Consider the following 19,319-nt stretch of genomic DNA (forward strand, 5'->3'; position numbering starts at 1 on the left):
TAAGGTTACTTATAATCTTTTAATATCATACTTAAAAAAAAATAATAGCGCTAACTTGTTAATTTATTAATTTTGATAACAGGATATATTATCATGGATCACTTTATAGATATACTGAATTTTCTTCAGGCAATATCATGGCCTATCGTTGCACTCTTTGTATTTAAGTACTTTGCGCATCCTTTAAAGAGTATTATGGTATCAGTAAATGATGCTGTTCATGAAAGAGGTTTGAAGGTTTCAAGCCCTAGAGGAGTCGACGTAGAAATACCTGGAAATCAAGAGGAAATAGGAAATATTAAAGAATTTGTAACAAAGGCTGTCCCCCAAAAATATATGAAGGCGAGGCAAATTGAAACTACCCCTCTTGAACCTTTACAGGAAACAGCGGCTAATTCACCGCAAAGCGCTGAAGAGGTAGTTAGAATGCATGAAATAAGTTTAGTTAATGATATATATTCTGCTATAAATACATTTTTAGAAGAGAATGAGGATAAGGAATCAGAAAAAGAACTTCTTAAAGGGTTGTTATGTGATGCATACATATCGCTATATTTTGAACGTACATATCAGATAATTTTACCAAGCCAGTTAGCTTTACTTAAAAAATTAGCTGGCGCGGAAGATAAGGCGGTTGATAATAAAGAAATAAGCTCGATTTTTAAACTCCATGAAGCTGGGCAGCCTAAAATTTCTTCTGAAAAGTTAATAGATTTTCTACAAAAATCCGGCTTAGTTGTAAAGGAGAAAACCCAAATTAAACTTACTGATGAAGGGAGAGAATTTTTAGAATATATTTCTGCCAGAGGTTATGCTGCTAAGAAGATAAAATAATATTTGCCTACCTTGTCGTGTCTGAATAGAATTACTGATAAATCGATGGGAATATATTGTAAACCATAATTTTAAAAAGGATAAAAAGTGTGTACTTTCCCATACAGTTGGGAAATAAAAAAGATTAATTTATTGCTTTTCTTATGTATTTTGGTTAAAGTTCTACTGATTTCATTAAAGAGGAATTAGTATGGTTTCTAATCAAAATACTCGGAGTGCAACCTTACTCGGTTTAATTGCAGTTATATTTTGGTCTACCCTTCCGATCGTTTCAATCTATACAAAAGGAATTCCTCCTTTTTTATGTCTTTCTATAGCTTATTTTTTTGCATTTATAGTGCATATGATTTATTGGAAATATAAATACGGCAGCATTACGCTTAAATTTAAGCAGCCGTTAAACTATGTGTTGACCTATGTAATCGGAATATTCAGTTCTAATGCTACATTCTTAATTGCCATGCAACATGGTGACCCTGTTCTTTCTTATCTGGTATCTAATCTGTGGCCTATTTTTGCCTTATTCTTTGCTGCATTTCTTTTCAAAGAAAAGCTTAGTAATTTGCATTATATCGGTGCAGTCATCGGGTTCATCGGAGTTATTTTTATTTCAGCTAAAGACGGCGGGATGAGTATGAAAGGAGAAGTATTATTCGGATTCATGATGGGTTTTTTGAATTCCGTTATTTGGTCATTTGTTTCTGTTATTAACAGAAAGTTCTCCGATATTCCTGCTGATTCGGTAGGGCTTCCCCTTGGAATTATATCAATATTAGCTTTTGTTACTCACATATTTGTTGAAGGGTCGACAGTCATATCTACTCAACATTTATTAGCTATTATGTATCTTGGTATCGCCCCTTGGGGAGCTGCTTATACTATTTGGGGGTATGCCGTAAGGTTCGGTGATGTAAAAGCTGTTATGCTATTCGGGTACTTAATGCCGCTTCTAGGGGTAGTATGGATGATTCTACTTGGAAAAGCAGAGTTTAGTATGAATGTATTAATTTCAATGATTTTAATTTTGGTAGGGGCTAGTTTAGGCTCAATTAAACTATTTTTAAAGAATTCTAAATAGTTTGTATTTTGCAATTGAGTTCATATATTAAATATGCGCTACCCACAATTTTTATAGTTGCCTGCTCGGCTTTTAACGAGTTTGAGGTGCTTTCACTCAAGCCGAACTCTAGAGTATGATTATCCATATCATATTCTAAACCTTGAGAGGTAGTCGCTGCAAGCGGTGCGGCAAGTAGTGCGAGATTCGATTTCGGGATGCCTGAAATTATCAAAGTTGAGTTAGCAAACAATTCTAAATATGACTGCTGTTCTTTAATTTTTATTCTGCATTGCTTTGAGTAATGTCTTTTCAGTAATCTATAATTCATTAAGCTATGATCAAGTCTCGTGCCGCCAAATGCATTTATAATTACAATTTCCGTTGCACCATTTTGTTTGCAAAAACTAATTCCTTTATCCAGATCAGTGCTGTTTTGATCATTAATTCTACGCAAAATTACATCAAGTTTTTTTAAATTAACTAAAGTTTCAGCAAAAATTGAGTCAAAATCTCCTACAACCGCGTAAGGTATTATATTAATGTTTAGCAGATGATTAGCAATACCATCGAGTGCAATAATTTTTGCTTCCCCTACAATATCCTTTATCTCTTCCTTTGAAATGGTTAAAGAATTAGCAATTATAATAAACTTCATCTTTATTCCTCCTCACTAATGCTCAAAATTCAATTTTATCCACTCGATAAGTGAAGGGGATATTGAATGCTTGTCACTGATTATCATCCCTAAATGCCCTGAATTCACAGCTTTTAATACGGATTTTCTAAATGCAATACCTAAAGGGAGAGTTGACAAAATAGGAGTAATTTTATCATTCAATGCCACGCCACAAAATGACTTTTGCTTTAATTTATCAGGAGTAATTATTTCTCCATTAATTCGCCATTCATTTAAATAGCTTTTATTTTGAATAACCAAATCCTGCATACATTCCAGAAATAGGGTGGTCGATATATCCAATCCGTCATTAGCCCAGTTCTCAAGCATAGCAAACTCATCAGGCTGGCATTCTCCTTTACCTAATTTAATATATTTATTATTAATCTCTCTATATTTTAAAAAGTAAAAAATAAGCTGAATTAAATGTTTTGAGATAGAAGGAGAGTTTTTATATAGGAAATTCAGTAATGCTGCATAATAGGGGCTCAAGGGGTAATCAAGGAAGCCCGGAGTATGAAAATTCCAAGGAGTTGAAAGAGTAATCAAACCATCCACTAAATCTGGGAATAATTGTGCAGCTGCAAGTGCAAATAACCCACCCATACAATAACCTGCAACAATCACTTTTCTTCCTTCTCTTTCTTTAACAAATTCAAGGAGCGGTTTTAAATGGTTGTTAAGGTAATCCTCGAAGTTAAAACACTTTTCTTCTTTAGGCTGATTCCACTCTATTAAATAAGGGTTAACTCCTGCGATCTTAAGCTTTTTAATAAGACTGCATGATTCGGAAAAATCTAAGATATAAGCTTTGTTAATATGAGAGGGTATGAATACAAGCGGTACTCCCTTACCTTTAAAATGAAATAATTGAGTTGAACCGATTTTTTTAACTAAATCTTTTGGTGAGCTATAAGTGCTTATATGAGAAGTGTTATATAGTTTAAGCCCTTTTTGTAGGTAATAATAATCGTTGTTTATCCGGTCTTTAAGTGTTTCCGGTATTGTTTTCCAATATTCTGATCCGTTCTTCAAGTTCATTAACCCGGTTGCTGAGCTTAACGATTGCATTAAGTATGTCGTGAGATAAATTAATTCCGGGACTTGAACTGTCTTTATTTTCATAGAAATTTAAAATATTTTTCTGCAATTTTAAAAAATTTTCCGTCATTGCGTCGAGAACTTGAGGATCTTGAGTAAATTTTTGGGTTTGTTCCGTCCATTGTTTTAAAAGTTCCTCGAAAGGGTTTTGATTAGTTGCCATTTTTTCAGTATGATAAGTATATAAAGTAATTTTATAGGTTGAACATTGCCAGAAAATAATAAAATTGTCATCAAAAAATATCCTAATCGTAGGCTTTATAACACTGCAATCAGTGCTTATATTACATTGGAGGAATTAAGTAATTTGATTAAAGAGGATTACAACATAATAGTTATAGACGCAAAAACCGGAGAAGATTTAACCAGGGTAACTTTAACCCAAATTATATTGGAACATGAATCTAAGGGGTATAGCCTACTTCCATTAGAGTTTTTAAAGCAAATAATAAAGCTTTATGATAACAACCTTTCATCAGTGTTTAATGCATATATAACTCATAGCATGGATTATTTTAAGAAAAATGAAAATAGTATGCAGGAATTCATGAGTTCTACAGGCGGGGGCAATTTCTTATTCACAAATAACTGGACAAAAATGTGGGAAGACTATAGTAAGAAAAATGCTGATTTTATGGAAGCAATGCTTAAAAATATGTCCGGGTTGAACCCTTCTTCCAACAATAAAAAAGATAAGTAATTTAAACGGGTAATGAAATTTATGCAGCATGATGATCAAAATAAATGGTACGGAACAACTATTATATGCGTAAGGAAAGACGGGCAAGTGGTGATAGCCGGTGATGGCCAGGTGAGCATGGGGCACTGTGTAATGAAGTCTACGGCTAATAAACTGAGAACACTTGCAGGTGGCACAATTATTGCAGGGTTTGCCGGCTCAACCGCAGATGCTTTTACTCTCTTTGAAAAATTGGAAGAAAAATTGGAAAAACATCCGCAGCAACTACTCAGGGCTTCTGTTGAATTGGCTAAAGATTGGCGTACTGACAAGTATTTAAGGAAATTAGAAGCAATGCTGATTGTTGCAAATAAAGATATAACTTTAATTGTTTCCGGAACAGGTGATGTATTAGAACCTGAGCATGGTATAGCTGCGATAGGATCAGGTGGAAATTATGCACGTTCTGCCGCAAGAGCCTTAATTGATATTAAAGAGGTTAGTGCGGAGGAAATAGTTAAAAAATCTATGAAAATTGCAGCTGATATTTGTGTTTATACCAACCATGAAATTAGAATTGAGAAAATTTAGCTTTTTTATATATAATAGATTTTAGTTTGTATATTAATAATAACTTAACATATTTTATGCTGCTTTTTATTAAAAAATAGTCATAATTTATGTATTAAATAAATGAATGTATTTGAGGTTGTTATGGGAATAAAAAAGGCATGGAAAGAGGTTAAAAAAGCTGTAAAAGAAGTAGCAAAAGAAGTTAGTAAAGAAGTAAAGGCCAATGTCGGCGATGATAAGATGGAAAGAGCAGAGCAGTGTCTTGAATACTTAAACCAAGAGAAAGGCATAAAAATTTGCAATCTTGAATCAGGTAGGGAAGTAATAACCAAAAGTGATATTGCGGGTATCGGAATTAGTAGAAATATTGCTTTTGAACATCGCAAGGATTTTTGTTTGGAGGAATTCCTGAAAAAAGGTTTTGTTTCTTGTGATTTGTTAGATAGTTATAAGGTTGTTATGCCTGTGTTTCAAGAAACTCCTGCATCAGATGGAACAAACTTTAAAGCTGCAGCTGAATCAAGCGCTGCAATATTACAAGTACATTATGACGGCGGTGAAATTGTAGCTATCCCGAATACTTCCGGAGATGATACTATTTCTATAGGTAAAGCGTCTAAGCTAAGCGGTAAGGAAATCAACGGGTGCAAATTTGTAGTTAGAGATTTTGCTGAAGAAAAAGCAATACTAGACTTTTCTAATTTTCCTGAAGCAACTTTTGAAGATTTGTTTATTACAAACATAAAGATGAATGAATTGGCTACAAAGGCTATACACTTGGCTGATGTTAACCCGGAATATTTGGTGTGCTTATATAATTACAGCGGTTCATTAGTTGAAGATAGCTTCATCTTTAATGGCCAAGAAAATATGCACGCTTAAATGTAAATTAGAGATATAATCTATATTAGGTGTTTGCTTTATAAGTAAGCACCTTTTTTAATAAATATATTCCTAAATTTATATGAATAATATCGTTAAAATGAAATTATGTTAATAAATTATTATTTATTAACTTGAACAACTTTTTTAAAAATGGTAAGTTTTTCACACTTTATCATATTAGTTATAAACAAATGGCACGCAGAAGCGATCACACAAGAGATGAATTAACCAAGCTAATATTGGATTCGGCTTTTAACCTGGTAAGTAAAAGCGGATATACCCAAGTAAGTACTAGAAAAATTGCTGCTGAGATAGGCTATACGGTGGGTACGTTATATAATGTTTTTACTAATCTGGATGATATATTTATTCATGTAAATGCAAGAATAATAGATATGCTTTTAAACCGTCTGAAAGCGGTGATTGATCAAGAGGCTGTTCCCGAGAAATCTATATATCTGCTTGCAGAAGAATACTTAAAATTCAGTAGAGAAGATTATAATTTATGGAATATATTATTTGAATACCGTTTTTCAAATAAGCAGATATTACCGAATTGGTATACTAATAAAATTGCAGAGTTATTTGATCTCTTAGAGGGAGTTATATCTGATATTGCAAGCAATAAGACATCGGATATTAAATCTACCACTGCAATTATATGGGCAGGAATTCATGGTATTTGTTCACTCGGCACTAAAGGCAAGCTCGCAAGAATAAAGCTAGATAATCCGGAAGTTCTGGTTAAACAATTTATTAATGGCGTAATTGCTAACTTAAATTAATAAGTTTTATGTCTTGGCAACTCTTTTGTTTCTTAAGGACTGGCAAAAACCCTAATAAATAATTATTTCAGTGAAATAAAAGTCTTAATATACTTTGAATTATATAAATAAAAATCCGGGTAGTTGCCCATCTCTACGCTGATAAAGCGGGTTTTCTTAGAAACTGCATTAATAGCAATGTTAATTAACTGTTCTTTATTGGGCTTAATGGCTTTCATCTGCTTAACTTTAAAATCACCAAGTTTATTCATTTTTTTATCAAATGTGGTAATCTTTATATAGCTTAAACGTTGGGTAGTTGAACCGGTGTTTTTTACCCTTAAATTTATATCAACGGCTTGGGTTTTTAAGGTTGACGTAGTAGAAGTTTGCTGGACAATTTGACAGTTTACTTCATCAAAAATCAAGTTGCTGTAATTATAAACACCGACTTTTTTATACATTTTTTCGAGGCTCGGTAATTTTTTAATTACGGCATCTCTATAAACTAATAAAGAAACTCCAGTTAATAATAAAGCAGCAATAAGAGTTATTAGTAACAAACTATAAAAGAAGAAGGTTTTTTTACGTTGAGGCGGGGTAATTTCAGGAGTGGTAACTTTTTTAGGACGTAGGGCATTTAAATCAAATTGCACTTCACTTCCCGTGCTCGCTTTAGGAGATAAAGCAGTTTGCTTTAGCTCCTTTACTTCAGAAAGATTTTTATCCGGTAAAGGGGGCGGGGGAGGGACTATTTCCTTCTTTATTATTTCCTGATCTAAATGAAACGGCTTTCGGGGAAGTGTGGCTACCCACTCATGCCCGCATTTGGAGCAGCGTACAAACCGGCCATGTTCACCGATAGCACTTTCAGGCACATTAAAACTAGTACTACAATTATCGCAAGTTACAATCATGTTAAGAGGAATAAAATCATTTGTTATTGTTTATACCTCTATTTTAGGTATATTTTCAATTATATTTAATTTGCTTCGAGTAAAAATATGGTAAATATAATCGATTTTATTGAGTCAGCTTGGGAAAAGCGTAACTCAACCTCAGATGCAACAAAAATTTTGGAAATAAAAGTAAAAATTTTTCAAGTATTACAACAGCTGGATAAAGGAGAAATTCGAGTAGCCGAAAAAAAAGAGGGAGTGTGGCAAGTAAATGAATGGGTAAAAAAAGCTATTCTTTTATCATTTAAATATAATCATAATAGGATTATTTCCGATGAATCGGATTTTAAATATTATGATAAGGTGCCTTTAAAATTTGCTGATTATACTGAAGATGATTTTAAAAATTCCGGCTTTAGAGTAGTGCCGGGCTGTATAGTACGCCATGGTGCCTATATTGCTGAAAATGTAATATTAATGCCCTCATTCGTAAATTTCGGTGCTTATATTGATAAGAGCACATTAATTGATACTTGGGCGACTGTCGGAAGTTGTGCTCAGATCGGGAAAAATTGTCACATTTCGGGCGGAGCAGGTATAGGGGGAGTTTTAGAACCGTTGCAGGCAAACCCGGTGATAATTGAGGATAATGTATTTATCGGGGCAAGAAGCGAAATTGCCGAAGGTGTAATTGTAGAACAGGGAGCTGTTATTTCTATGGGTGTATATATCGGTTCATCAACCAGGATTTATGATCGTGAGAAGAATGAAGTTATTTACGGTAGAATTCCCGCTTATTCGGTAGTGGTACCCGGGACGCTACCGAGTAGTGACGGCAAGACTAATACTTATGCAGCTATAATAGTTAAAAAAGTTGATGAAAAAACCCGCTCGAAAACTTCTTTAAATGAATTATTGAGGCCATAAATGCAGCTGATCCCTTTACTTCAAAAGCTGATTGCATGCAAAAGTATAACCCCTACGGATGATGGTGCAATTGATTTAATTTATCAGGTTCTTAAAGAGCATGGCTTTAACTGTGAAATCATGACTTTTAGTGGGAATGGTTCATATGAAGTTAAAAATTTATACGCGCGCTTTGGCTCTTCTTCTCCTCATATTTGTTTCGCCGGGCATACCGATGTGGTGCCGACCGGGGATATAAGTAATTGGAAATTTGATCCCTTCACAGGAATTATTAATGAGGGGATAATTTACGGGCGGGGTGTGGTGGATATGAAAGGCGCAGTTTCTGCTATGATTTTTGCTGCTTGTAAGTTTGTCAAAGCCAGTCAATTTAGCGGTAGCATTAGTTTTTTAATTACCGGAGATGAAGAAGCAGAGGGAATAAACGGCACTAAACAAGTTTTAAATCAGCTTTCTAAGATGGGGGAAAAGCTTGATGCCTGTATAGTAGGTGAGCCGACCTCAACAATTAATTTTGGCGATACAATTAAAGTCGGCAGAAGAGGAAGCATTACTTTTTATTTAAAAATAAAAGGTACGCAAGGCCATGTTGCTTATCCGCATAATGCTGATAACCCGATTAATTATATAATCAAAATATTGAATGCAGCAAAAATATATAACTTAGATCAGGGGAATGAATTTTTTGATCCGTCAAACCTTGAAATCACCTCGGTAGACGTCGGTAACTCGGCAGATAATGTAATTCCTGCGCTTGCCTCCGCTACTTTTAATATCAGGTTTAATAATAACCATACTTCAGAAGGATTAATTAATTTTATTAAATCCATTTGTGATGATATAGCTCTTGAAAAATATGAGTTAAAATATCGCATAAGCGGGGAATCATTCCTTACCGAATCATCTGAACTTATCAATATTTTGCAGGACAGTATTACTAAAATCACCGGTAAGCAAGCTGCGCTCAGCACTTCAGGCGGCACCTCCGATGCAAGGTTTATTAAAGATTATTGTCCCGTGATTGAATTCGGTCTTTTAAACAGTACTGCTCATAAGGCAGATGAATGTTCGTCAGTAGAGCACATAGAAAAGCTCGAAGGAATCTACCGGCAGTTCCTTGTTAAGTTTTTTAAGATATAGCTGAGTTTACAAACTCAGGATCAAGATACTTAACCCTAACTTTGATTCAATTTATAACCTACCTTTATAAATTTCTATAATATCCGAAAGAAGTTTTAAAGCTTCGGGCCTCGGTCTTTGGAAAGTATTTCTACCGATGATTGAACCGTTTCCGCCGCCGTCTCGAATCGCTCTTACTTCATTATATACATCTTCGGTAGATTTTGTTGCTCCGCCTGAAAACACCATTAGCCTTCTGCCGTTAAAGGTAGTTTTCACAATATGTGCTATCCTATCTTTTAATTCTTTTATTGAGACGGGGTTTTTCTCGAATGCTTTTTTAGCATTATCTAATTCAATAGCATCAATAGAAGGCTTAACTTTAATGATATGTGCACCGAGTAGTGCTGCAATATGTGCCGCATAAGCTATCACGTCATGAGCCGTTTCTCCATCCTTAGAAACCATGCCTCCTCTTGCATAAGACCAGATTACCGTAACTAATCCATAAGATTTAGCTTCAGCAGACATTTCCTTAATTTCTTCCATCATATGAAGGGAATGATCCGATCCGGGATAGATAGTAAACCCTACAGCTGCACAACCGAGCCTAAGCGCATCTTTAACGCTTGCAGTAATACTTTGATCGGGAGCTAGGTTTTTGTTTAGTAATAAATTAGAGCTGTTAACTTTTAATATAAGGGGAATTGCTCCCGCAAAAGTATCGGCTCCTGCTTCAAGCATGCCGAGAGGGGCGGCATATGCACTTAAGCCTGCATCAATTGCAAGCTTATAATGATAATGCGGGTCATAAGCTTCCGGATTCGGCGCAAAGCTTGCTATAGGTCCGTGTTCAAAACCCTGATCAACCGGAAGTATTACCATTCTTCCCGTGCCGCCCAGCTTCCCGGCCATTAATATTCTTGCTATATTTGTTTTAGTTCCGGGGTTATCACTTTCATAATATGATAAGATTTTTCTAACTTTTTGAGTGGGGTTCATAATAAAATATTACTTAAAAATTATTTATATTAAGCTTTTTTAGAAGATTGAAAATCTAAATGCAATGGTTTTATTAAAACTCTATATTTCAGCTTATAAGTTATTCTATTTTTTTAGCTTTATTTAAAGAAAGCAATATGGAAACTAAAATAGATAGGATTATCACTCCCAAGGATAAAGGAGTTGGGATATGAACTCCTTGCACTAGTAAAATCATCTTTGTTCCTATATAAGCTAAAATAACACTTAACCCGTATTTTAAATAAACAAATTTATGCACTACTTTAGCAAGCAAAAAGTAAAGTGATCTAAGTCCGAGAATTGCAAATATGTTTGAAGTGAACACAATAAAAGCATCTTGAGTGATTGCAAGGATGGCAGGGATCGAATCCATGGCAAATATGAGGTCACTTTGTTCAACTAAAATTAATAGTACGAATAGGGGGGTGAATACTCGTTTACCTTTTTCTATAACAACAAATTTATCACCATGGTGCTTATTGGTGACCCTAAGATAACGTTTTAAGAAAATAATTAACTTATTATCTTCAATTTCAACTTCTTCACTTTCTGAAAAAGCAATTTTATAAGCACTAAATATTAAGAATGCACCGAATAAGTAAAATATCCACTGGAAGTGCTGCACTAAATAAATCCCACCCGTAATCATGAGGAATCTCATTATAATTGCGCCTACTATTCCCCAGAAAAGCACCCTATGCTGATATTTAATATCTACTTTAAAATAATTAAATAATAATACGAATACGAACACATTGTCGACACTTAAAGAAAGCTCCACTAAATAACCCGTGATGAACTCCATTGCTTTTTGGCTGCCGGCATAAGCATAAATCAATCCTCCGAATAAGAAAGCAAGAATAATCCAGAAAATTGTTAAAAAGAATACCTCTTTAAATTTCGGTTCTTTAGGCTTTTTATTTAATACCCCAAGATCAATTGCAAGCATTACTAAAACAAAAGCAACAAATCCTACCCAAAAATAAACTGAAAACATTATATCCACTTAAAACATACATAAACTTTAAGTATAAAATGAACTTTTAAGCTTGTCTATTAAAGATAAGAACTAAACCTAAGGCTTTTGTGGAGCCATCATATATTCCGCACTCTGCATTTCCGTAAGTCTTGATATAGTTCTACCAAATTCAAACCGATTTCTGGTGCCATTATACATCTTCTCAATCGGATTTGCTGCGGAGCATATAAGGCGGGTATGATTCTCATATAAGCAATCAATAAGAGTAATAAACCTTAAAGCTTCATTATGGTTATCATTAGTTAATTCGGGTATATCTTCAATAACTAACGTATTAAAATTTTGTGCAATTTTAAAATAGTCAATCGCGCCGAGCGGCATAAGACATAACTCATTAAAAGTGAAAACAGCTATATTTCCATACGTCCTTTCCAGCTTTAATATTTTATTATCTTCAATAAATAATTCCTTACGCTCTAATTTTTTATTGCCGGTAATAGTGCCGATGATCTCGTTAATTCGGTCTTTCGTTTCTTGATTTAAGGGGGAGAAAAAAAGCTTATCTAAACAGGTTAGTTTATCCAGGCGATAATCTTTAAAATTGTTAAGGTGGAATATTAAAAAATTCTGCTTAATTAAATCTATAAAGGGTACGAATCTTTCTCTTTGCAAACCGTCTTTAAATAACTCTTCCGGATGACGATTAGAGGTAATAACTATAAAAGTTCCTTCGCCAATTATAGCAGTGAATAGCCTATCCACAATCATAGCATCAGCTATGTTATTTACCTGCAACTCATCTAAGCAGATAACTGTGGCCTTTTTTGCAATTTGCTTGGCAAGCATAATTACTTGATCATCACTATTACTTATACTTTGAATTTCTTCACGATATTTATGTAAGGCATTATGAAAATCAAGCATGAATTGATGGAAGTGAATACGCTGTTTATTCTTTAAATTTAAGCTATTATAAAATAAATCCATAATCATGGATTTACCTCTACCTACATCACCGTAAATATATATGCCTTTCTTTTTTTCTTCTTTATTTGGAGAGCCTTTAGAAAAAATTCTTTTTATAAGCGGTTGGTTTCTTGTTTCAAGGGAGGGTTTATATTGATCTAATATATTCACCAACTCAAATTGGCCGGGATCGTTTTCTAATCCCTTATTTTTTATAAAATTACTATATAATTCCTTTAAGTTAACTCCCATGAAATTAAGCCAAGTACATGCCGCCGTTAACATGCAGAGTGTTCCCCGTGATGTAAGAAGCTTCTTCGGAAGCGAGGAACAGCACTGCATTTGCAATTTCTTTAGGTGTCCCCATTCTTTGCATTGGTACTTTTTGTAATATCTGCTGCTTGACTTCATCTTTTAGAATATCGGTCATAGGAGTTTCAATAAATCCGGGAGCAATACAATTTACTGTAATTCCCCTGGTGGCTGATTCTATTGCAATTGCTTTAGTCATCCCTACTACTCCTGCCTTAGAAGCACAATAGTTAGCTTGACCGAAATTGCCGGTAAAACCGACTACCGAGGTTATATTGATTATACGGCCGAATCTTCTTTTCATCATTTTCTTTACGGCTTCCCGGTTCAGCTTAAAAGTAGCGGTTAAATTGATTCTGATTACTTCTTCCCATTCCTCATCTTTCATTCGTATAGTAAGATTATCCTTCGTAATTCCCGCATTACAAACTAAGATATCAATACCACCCGTCATCTCTTCAGCCTTATTGAATAAACCGGATAACGAATCGGAGTCACCAAGGTTAGCTACCAAATAATTCGATGAAGAACCTAAAGCATTACAAACATCTTTTAAGGCTTGTTCCCTGGTTCCGGTTAAAATTACTTGTGCGCCGGCTTCAACTAAGCTCTTTGCAATTTCTTTGCCTATGCCTCCGCTTGCTCCCGTGACAAGAGCTTTTTTATTATTTAAGCTAAACATTTTTTGTTTCTCCTACTTTAAAAATTCTTCTATATCTTGGAGGGATAATATGCTTAAAGATTTATACTCAGGAAACATTTTAGTTGCAATAGTGCTTAGCACTTTCCCTGAACCGATCTCTATAAATCGTTCAATGTTATAGTCATTAACTAAAGTATGCATGGTTTCTCTCCACCTTACTCTTCCGCAAACCTGTTTAATCAAATTTTCTTTTATTTCTACGGCAGATGAATAGGCTTTAACCGAAATGTTAGCTATTATCGGAATGAGGGGTAAATTAATCTTAGATGCTGATAATGCCTGCTCCATAATTTTTTCGGCATTTTCCATTAAACCCGAATGGAATGGAGCGCTGACCGGGAGTTTGACAGCTCGTTTTATACCAAAAATTTTATAGTTTTCTAAAATATAATGAATTGCCGAGATCTCACCGCTTAAAACAATTTGCCCTGCGCCGTTATCATTGGCAATATTACAAATTCCGAAATTATTAGCTTCTTTGGAAATACTTTCAGCTTGTTCTATCTCTGTTCCAAGTAGCGCAACCATACCGCCTTTTCCGGATGGAATGCTTTCCTGCATTGCATTACCTCTAGTTCTTAACAGCTGTGCAGTATCGGTTAAGCTAAAAGACTTAGCCGCTGCAAGAGCTGAATATTCTCCTAAGGAATGGCCGGCGCTTGCGGAGATATCTTTTGATATATTTAACTTGCCTTGCTTTTCCAATACTCTCATGACTGCAATTGAAACTGTCATGAGGGCAGGTTGAGTATTTGAAGTTAAAGTTAAGGTTTCCTGATCGCCTTCAAATATAATTTTAGAGAGGTTTTGCTTTAAAGCTTGATCGACTTCCTGGAATACTTCTTTAGCTTCTAAGAATGTATCATAAAGTTCTTTACCCATTCCAACGCTCTGTGAACCTTGGCCGGGAAATAAAAGTGCAGTTCTCATATTCTAGCCCTTATTCAGTTTTTTTATTCATATCAGGTAGCAGTCCGTCATGCTGTAGGCTCCACAATAAAGAGTAATGACCTTTGTGACTTAAGAGCTCGTTATGAGAGCCGTCTTCAAGTATCTGTCCTCTATCGAATACGAGGATTCTATCTACATGTAATAATGTTGAAAGCCTATGCGCTATGATAAGAGTAGTTTTTCCTTCCATTAAGTATTTTAAACTTTCTCTAATTTGCCTCTCCGTTACCGAGTCCAGGGCGGAAGTTGCTTCATCCATAATTACAATCGGCGCATCTTTTAATATTGCCCGTGCAATTGCTATTCTTTGCCTTTGCCCGCCCGATAGTTTAGTGCCCCTTTCTCCGACGGTAGTATTATATCCTTCATCCAGGCCGAGGATAAACTCATGGCAACCGGCCTTTTTAGCTGCTTCAATTACTTCTTCATCGGTTGCGCGAATATTTCCGTATTTAATATTATCAATTACCGTCCGGTGAAATAAAATCGGATCCTGCGGAATGAAGGAGATATTTTTTCTTAAAGATTTAGCGGTAACTTGGGTTATATCCTGATCATCAATGGTAATTTTTCCTGAATCAATCTCATATAATCTTAAAATAAGGTTGGCAAAAGTTGTTTTACCACTGCCTGAAAATCCGACCAGCCCGACTTTTTGTCCGCCGTGTATAGTTAAAGATTGATCGTAAAACATATTTTCATTATGACGATACCTGAAGTTAACACTTTCAAACTTAATAGTACCGTTTTTAACTTTTAATTTGGTTGCATTCGGGACATCAGTAACAGTTACCGGATCTTGGAAGATTCTGAGAGCTTGCTGACAAACTCCGATTTCTCTAATTAAATAAGTCATTTCTTCAGCTGCTACGCCCATTTGTGTCATTAAATTTAATGTAGAGTTAATTACTAACACCACCTCACCGATGGAGATTATCCCACTACTCCAAAATTTAAAAGTTGTAGAAAATAACACTACCATCCAAAAAATTCCCATCACCCCTAGAACTAATTTAATTATTTCAACATAATGAAGAGTGGCTTTAAGTTTATCTTTTTCATCTTCGGAAATTTCATTGATTTTCTCTTCTTCATGCTTGTGATGGGTAAATAATCTTACGTTAAGATGATTGCTGATAGTATCGACTATTTTACCTTGTAAATAAGTTCTGGCTTCTGATTGGGTGCGAGAAAGACTAGCAGCTTTTTTGCACATAAAGAATAAAATAAGTAAATGTAACCCGAGCCAAGTAGACAGCACTAAACATAAATAAGGATTAACCGAAAAGAAAAAGGAGCAGGAGATTATTATTGCAACCAATACCGGGATAAAGATGGTAATTAAAACATCAACCACCATTTGTGCGCCGCGCGGGAGGTCGGATATCCTGTTTGCTATCCCTCCGACATAGTTACTTACAAAATAAGCATGTGAATGTTGACTCACGTATTTAAAAGCGCTTAATCTGATGGCCGCCTGAAATTTAGGCATAACGGCGGATAATGAAAAGCCTCTGATTCGGGATAAAATTTCGATAACTATCCAAAAACAAAATGCAACAATAATTGGTTTTTTTAGAGCTTCAAAGGCACCTTCCATAGAGCCCGAGTAATCAACGAAAGCATCGACTAAATTGCCTGTAACATAAGGCCACACTGTGCTTGAAATTGCATTTACCAGTGAGGTCAGAGTAATGATTATAAAACCGATCGGTTGTTTCTTAATGAAAAACCATAAAAAGTTAAAAAATTTTGTCGGTATTTTATACATCTTTCATGCAATCAGTAAAAAAAATAATATTAAAATTTAAAGGCCAACATATACTTTATCAGGTCTATATGCAATAAAATTATAAAATAAATTGACCTTTTTACTACTCTTAGCGCATTATATTAAGTAGACTTAACTCTAAACAATATATGAAAAAAAGCTTATTAGTTTTTTTGTTGATAATAGTGGTATCTCAAGCGGCATATTCTAAAGTTTATGCGTCCTCTTTGAATAAAGATAGTGCTGAAAAGCTGGTTATGGATATGTATGCGGCTCTTTCTACTCAGGATGCTGCTAAAATAAAGCGCTTTTTTAGTTATTATGCTGACACTGAAGCAAGGTTTATCTATCAGATAACCGGAGTAGATTCCACCTTACCTGATAAAACCGAAAGGGGCATTATAAACAGAAGCAGAGAAGAGTATATAGCGTATTTGATAAGAATCAGTAAATCTACACTATCAATTAATTATCAAGCAAAAGTAGACTCTTTTAAGCTGGCTGAAGACGGTTTATCAGCAGTGGTTTCAATAAGTGTTGATGAGACCTCAATCACGGTTATACCTGATCGTACTCAGAGAGGAAAGAATCAGAGAGTTAAAGCTAAGGCGGCAACTAACTGCAATATAAGCTTGTCGCGAGCTGTGGCTACCCCGATAATCTCAGGAATGAATTGTATTGAAAAAATTATTATAAAATAAATTTATGAATTTACCGATCATTAATAAAACCCCGCTTGAAATAATCCAACTGAACACTAAAGCTGAAAATACTTTAAATATGACCAGGTTCATGGCGGAGGTTAAGAAGCTTTATCAGTACGAAGTATTTAAACATATGTTTGATTTAGTTACTACATTATGTATGAAAGGTAGGTTGAGCTTTAATGTTTATGATAAAAGATTTTTCGAGCTTGACGAGGGTAATTGTAAAACTATTGAGGGTAGCTCATTTAATAAGGTTTTAAATAAGATTAAATCGGAAAAAAATTATGTGATAACAATAAAAAAAATATCCGCTGATGTAATTGTGCATGAGCTTGCGCATATGTTGGAAGGAGAAGGGGATTTTATTTCTCTTCAACCGTTTGCGGATAAAATAAGTCTAGATTTAAAAATTCATAATTCAAATAACGTTTCACTGCGAGCCGCTATAAAGCAAATTATGGTTAGTGAGGTGGAAAATTACCCTAGCGCCCATAAGATATCCGAATGGTTTGCGCGATTTTTTCAGCTGGTAGCTACTGCAAAGGAAGTAGCGGGGTTTGGTGCTCAATATGGTTATAATATGCATGAGACATATCAGTTTTTTGATAATACGGTGAAGTTTTTAGCCGGAGATTTTTATAATACAATAAATTCAAAGATTGATTTTAATATTGCGACTAAAAGCAAAGAATATATAAAGCCTTTAGAAGAGATTAAGCCTAAATGGGCTGAAACCAAGCATAATTCAATTCATGAGAACCCTAATAAGCCTGCTTGGGGTAAGGCGGTTAAGTCAATAAAAAGTAATCCTTTTGGTTAGAGGAATACATTTACTGAGGTCTAGCAAGGTTCGTAAAGTTCCCAATGAATCTCGGGATCTATAGAGTCTTGAAAATTATCTCCATATTTTTCATCAAAATCTTCCATCATCTCTTTTATGGTTAATTGAGCTTTAGAGCTTTCGAATAGCTCTGAGGTTTTCTGAAAGGAAAGTTCATTCACATCTGCTATTTTAATCTCGACTATATATTCAGGTTCAATATTGGCAACCGGTGCAGTTGCCAGGTGGTAATTATTTTTATATGTATGATCATCTCTTTGCTCGGATGATATGTTTTCTTCTGCTAAGTTAAAGTTCTCATTAATTTTAGCTTCTGCCATTAGCAACACCAAATTTTATTTAATTAAAATTATTATATTCTCCTATAGTAAGATATCTATAATTATTTACATATAATTCATATTTTTACAAAATTTATAATTATGATTTTGTTATTTGTTTTTTGCCGCTAACATTTCCTTGTTGTAAAAAGTAAGTTTTATACTACAATTCGGGCTAAAATTTAAGCATTTGGAGCTAAGTATGTCGTTTAAAGTAGCAGTTGTCGGAGCCACGGGTAACGTCGGGAGAGAAATGCTTAAGTGTTTATCTGATAGAGAATTTCCGGTAAATGAAGTAATTGCTCTAGCTTCACAAAAGTCGAGGGGTAAAAAACTTAGCTTCGGAGATAAAATATTAGAAGTTCAAGCTCTCGAAGGTTATGATTTCACGGGAACTGATATTGCGCTCTTTTCCGCAGGTTCTGAGGTAGCAAAAAAATATGCCGATATTGCTGCAAAGAGCGGGTGCATAGTAATTGATAATTCATCTTACTTTAGAATGGATCCTGAGGTCCCGCTTATTGTTCCTGAAGTAAACATTGATGACCTAAAAGATTTTCATAAGAAAAATATTATTGCTAATCCTAATTGCTCAATAATTCAGCTGGTTGTTGCGTTAAAGCCATTGCATGCATGTGCGAAAATAAAGCGGGTGATAGTTTCTACCTATCAGTCGGTATCAGGAGCAGGTAAGAACGCAATGGATGAGTTGTTTAGACAAACTAAGTCAAAATATATGAACGCTCATGTTCCGGCAAACGTTTTTCCTAAAAGTATAGCATTTAATATAATTCCTCATATTGATGAATTTTTAGAAGATGATTACACTAAAGAAGAATGGAAGATGCATGACGAAATAAAGAAGATTTTAGATCCTAATATTCTGCTTTCCGCAACTTGCGTAAGAGTGCCAGTGTTTGTCGGGCATTCGGAATCCGTATATGTAGAGTTTGAAAGCAGCATTACCGCTGAAGAAGCAAGAGAAGCATTAAATGAAGCCGACGGAGTATTAGTTATAGATAATCCTGAAGATAATCATTATATAACGCCTATAGAAGCTGCAGGCGAAACCGCCGTATTTGTTTCCAGAATAAGAAGGGATCTTACTCACCCTAACGCTCTTAATATGTGGGTAGTTTGTGATAACTTAAGAAAAGGAGCAGCTTTAAATGCTGTACAAATTGCCGAAGAACTTGTACAAAAGTATTTATAATAGATTTTTAAGTTAA

General features: G+C 34.7%; 22 protein-coding genes. 11 read left to right on the forward strand and 11 right to left on the reverse strand.

Features of this window, described 5'->3' with window-relative positions:
* Window positions 1-93 precede the first annotated feature (93 nt).
* Together NF27_RS03070 and NF27_RS03075 are read left to right on the forward strand one after the other, a co-directional pair.
* A complete protein-coding gene (locus tag NF27_RS03070; RefSeq protein ID WP_039455658.1) occupies window positions 94-834 on the forward strand; it encodes a helix-turn-helix domain-containing protein in 741 nt (246 codons plus the stop codon).
* Window positions 835-1,024: 190 nt separating this feature from the next.
* Window positions 1,025-1,912 carry a DMT family transporter gene (locus NF27_RS03075; RefSeq protein ID WP_039455660.1) on the forward strand — a complete coding sequence of 296 codons (888 nt, stop codon included), beginning with the start codon at window positions 1,025-1,027 and terminating at the stop codon, window positions 1,910-1,912.
* Here the strand turns inward: NF27_RS03075 and NF27_RS03080 are convergent.
* The 3 genes from NF27_RS03080 to NF27_RS12350 are packed head-to-tail and all read right to left on the reverse strand — an operon-like array spanning window position 1,905 to window position 3,834.
* A complete protein-coding gene (locus NF27_RS03080) occupies window positions 1,905-2,549 on the reverse strand; it encodes a thiamine diphosphokinase (RefSeq protein ID WP_039455662.1) in 645 nt (214 codons plus the stop codon). The genes NF27_RS03075 and NF27_RS03080 overlap by 8 nt on opposite strands.
* Window positions 2,550-2,564: 15 nt before the next feature.
* A complete protein-coding gene (locus tag NF27_RS03085; RefSeq protein ID WP_161791785.1) occupies window positions 2,565-3,605 on the reverse strand; it encodes an alpha/beta fold hydrolase in 1,041 nt (346 codons plus the stop codon).
* Window positions 3,559-3,834, reverse strand: a complete 276-nt coding sequence (locus NF27_RS12350) for a hypothetical protein (protein ID WP_039455666.1) — start codon at window positions 3,832-3,834, stop codon at window positions 3,559-3,561. The genes NF27_RS03085 and NF27_RS12350 overlap by 47 nt, the downstream gene beginning before the upstream one ends.
* 45 nt (window positions 3,835-3,879) lie before the next feature.
* Here NF27_RS12350 and phaR point away from each other — a divergent pair, with 45 nt between their 5' ends.
* The 4 genes from phaR (at window position 3,880) to NF27_RS03110 (ending at window position 6,593) form a co-directional block, all read left to right on the forward strand.
* Window positions 3,880-4,371, forward strand: coding sequence for a polyhydroxyalkanoate synthesis repressor PhaR (gene phaR / locus NF27_RS03095; protein ID WP_053332534.1), 492 nt, complete (start codon window positions 3,880-3,882; stop codon window positions 4,369-4,371).
* Window positions 4,372-4,392: 21 nt separating this feature from the next.
* Window positions 4,393-4,941, forward strand: coding sequence for an ATP-dependent protease subunit HslV (hslV, locus tag NF27_RS03100; RefSeq protein WP_039456018.1), 549 nt, complete (start codon window positions 4,393-4,395; stop codon window positions 4,939-4,941).
* A gap of 123 nt (window positions 4,942-5,064) precedes the next feature.
* Entirely contained in the window at window positions 5,065-5,805 is a 741-nt protein-coding gene (locus NF27_RS03105; protein ID WP_039455669.1) for a hypothetical protein, read from the forward strand.
* Between the two features lie 194 nt (window positions 5,806-5,999).
* Entirely contained in the window at window positions 6,000-6,593 is a 594-nt protein-coding gene (locus tag NF27_RS03110) for a TetR/AcrR family transcriptional regulator (RefSeq protein WP_038538985.1), read from the forward strand.
* Between the two features lie 62 nt (window positions 6,594-6,655).
* Here the strand turns inward: NF27_RS03110 and NF27_RS03115 are convergent, their stop codons facing one another.
* Window positions 6,656-7,489 (reverse strand): zinc-ribbon domain-containing protein, encoded by an 834-nt coding sequence (locus tag NF27_RS03115; protein ID WP_039455674.1) that lies wholly within the window; start codon window positions 7,487-7,489, stop codon window positions 6,656-6,658.
* A gap of 87 nt (window positions 7,490-7,576) precedes the next feature.
* Between NF27_RS03115 and dapD the strand changes: the two genes are divergently transcribed.
* Both dapD and dapE read left to right on the forward strand, forming a co-directional pair.
* On the forward strand, window positions 7,577-8,398 hold the full coding sequence (dapD, locus tag NF27_RS03120; RefSeq protein WP_039455676.1) for a 2,3,4,5-tetrahydropyridine-2,6-dicarboxylate N-succinyltransferase: 822 nt from the start codon (window positions 7,577-7,579) through the stop codon (window positions 8,396-8,398).
* Complete coding sequence (gene dapE / locus NF27_RS03125) at window positions 8,399-9,538, forward strand: succinyl-diaminopimelate desuccinylase (RefSeq protein ID WP_039455678.1); 1,140 nt, start codon at window positions 8,399-8,401, stop codon at window positions 9,536-9,538. It abuts the gene before it with no gap.
* 51 nt (window positions 9,539-9,589) lie between these two features.
* Here dapE and NF27_RS03130 read toward each other — a convergent pair whose 3' ends face one another.
* The 6 genes from NF27_RS03130 to NF27_RS03155 form a co-directional block, all read right to left on the reverse strand.
* Window positions 9,590-10,519, reverse strand: a complete 930-nt coding sequence (locus NF27_RS03130) for a class I fructose-bisphosphate aldolase (protein WP_039455679.1) — start codon at window positions 10,517-10,519, stop codon at window positions 9,590-9,592.
* Window positions 10,520-10,619: 100 nt separating this feature from the next.
* Complete coding sequence (locus tag NF27_RS03135; RefSeq protein WP_053332535.1) at window positions 10,620-11,537, reverse strand: TerC family protein; 918 nt, start codon at window positions 11,535-11,537, stop codon at window positions 10,620-10,622.
* 78 nt (window positions 11,538-11,615) lie between these two features.
* Entirely contained in the window at window positions 11,616-12,770 is a 1,155-nt protein-coding gene (zapE, locus tag NF27_RS03140; protein ID WP_161791787.1) for a cell division protein ZapE, read from the reverse strand.
* Complete coding sequence (gene fabG, locus NF27_RS03145) at window positions 12,742-13,479, reverse strand: 3-oxoacyl-[acyl-carrier-protein] reductase (RefSeq protein ID WP_039455684.1); 738 nt, start codon at window positions 13,477-13,479, stop codon at window positions 12,742-12,744. The genes zapE and fabG overlap by 29 nt, the downstream gene beginning before the upstream one ends.
* A 12-nt stretch (window positions 13,480-13,491) precedes the next feature.
* The gene (gene fabD / locus NF27_RS03150) at window positions 13,492-14,430 is read right to left on the reverse strand and encodes an ACP S-malonyltransferase (RefSeq protein ID WP_039455686.1); all 939 of its coding nucleotides are present in this window, start codon (window positions 14,428-14,430) and stop codon (window positions 13,492-13,494) included.
* 10 nt (window positions 14,431-14,440) lie between these two features.
* Window positions 14,441-16,222, reverse strand: a complete 1,782-nt coding sequence (locus NF27_RS03155) for an ABC transporter ATP-binding protein (RefSeq protein ID WP_039455687.1) — start codon at window positions 16,220-16,222, stop codon at window positions 14,441-14,443.
* A gap of 149 nt (window positions 16,223-16,371) precedes the next feature.
* Here NF27_RS03155 and NF27_RS03160 point away from each other — a divergent pair, with 149 nt between their 5' ends.
* On the forward strand, window positions 16,372-16,923 hold the full coding sequence (locus NF27_RS03160) for a hypothetical protein (protein ID WP_039455689.1): 552 nt from the start codon (window positions 16,372-16,374) through the stop codon (window positions 16,921-16,923).
* A gap of 4 nt (window positions 16,924-16,927) precedes the next feature.
* On the forward strand, window positions 16,928-17,749 hold the full coding sequence (locus NF27_RS03165; RefSeq protein ID WP_039455691.1) for a WD_0702 family putative metalloprotease: 822 nt from the start codon (window positions 16,928-16,930) through the stop codon (window positions 17,747-17,749).
* Window positions 17,750-17,769: 20 nt separating this feature from the next.
* Here the strand turns inward: NF27_RS03165 and NF27_RS03170 are convergent, their stop codons facing one another.
* Window positions 17,770-18,090, reverse strand: a complete 321-nt coding sequence (locus tag NF27_RS03170; protein ID WP_039455693.1) for a hypothetical protein — start codon at window positions 18,088-18,090, stop codon at window positions 17,770-17,772.
* A gap of 202 nt (window positions 18,091-18,292) precedes the next feature.
* Between NF27_RS03170 and NF27_RS03175 the strand changes: the two genes are divergently transcribed.
* Window positions 18,293-19,303: an aspartate-semialdehyde dehydrogenase gene (locus NF27_RS03175; RefSeq protein WP_039455695.1), complete on the forward strand. Its 1,011-nt coding sequence runs from the start codon at window positions 18,293-18,295 to the stop codon at window positions 19,301-19,303.
* Window positions 19,304-19,319: the final 16 nt, after the last annotated feature.

The sequence above is a fragment of the Candidatus Jidaibacter acanthamoeba genome, from assembly GCF_000815465.1.
GTDB lineage: Bacteria > Pseudomonadota > Alphaproteobacteria > Rickettsiales > Midichloriaceae > Jidaibacter > Jidaibacter acanthamoebae.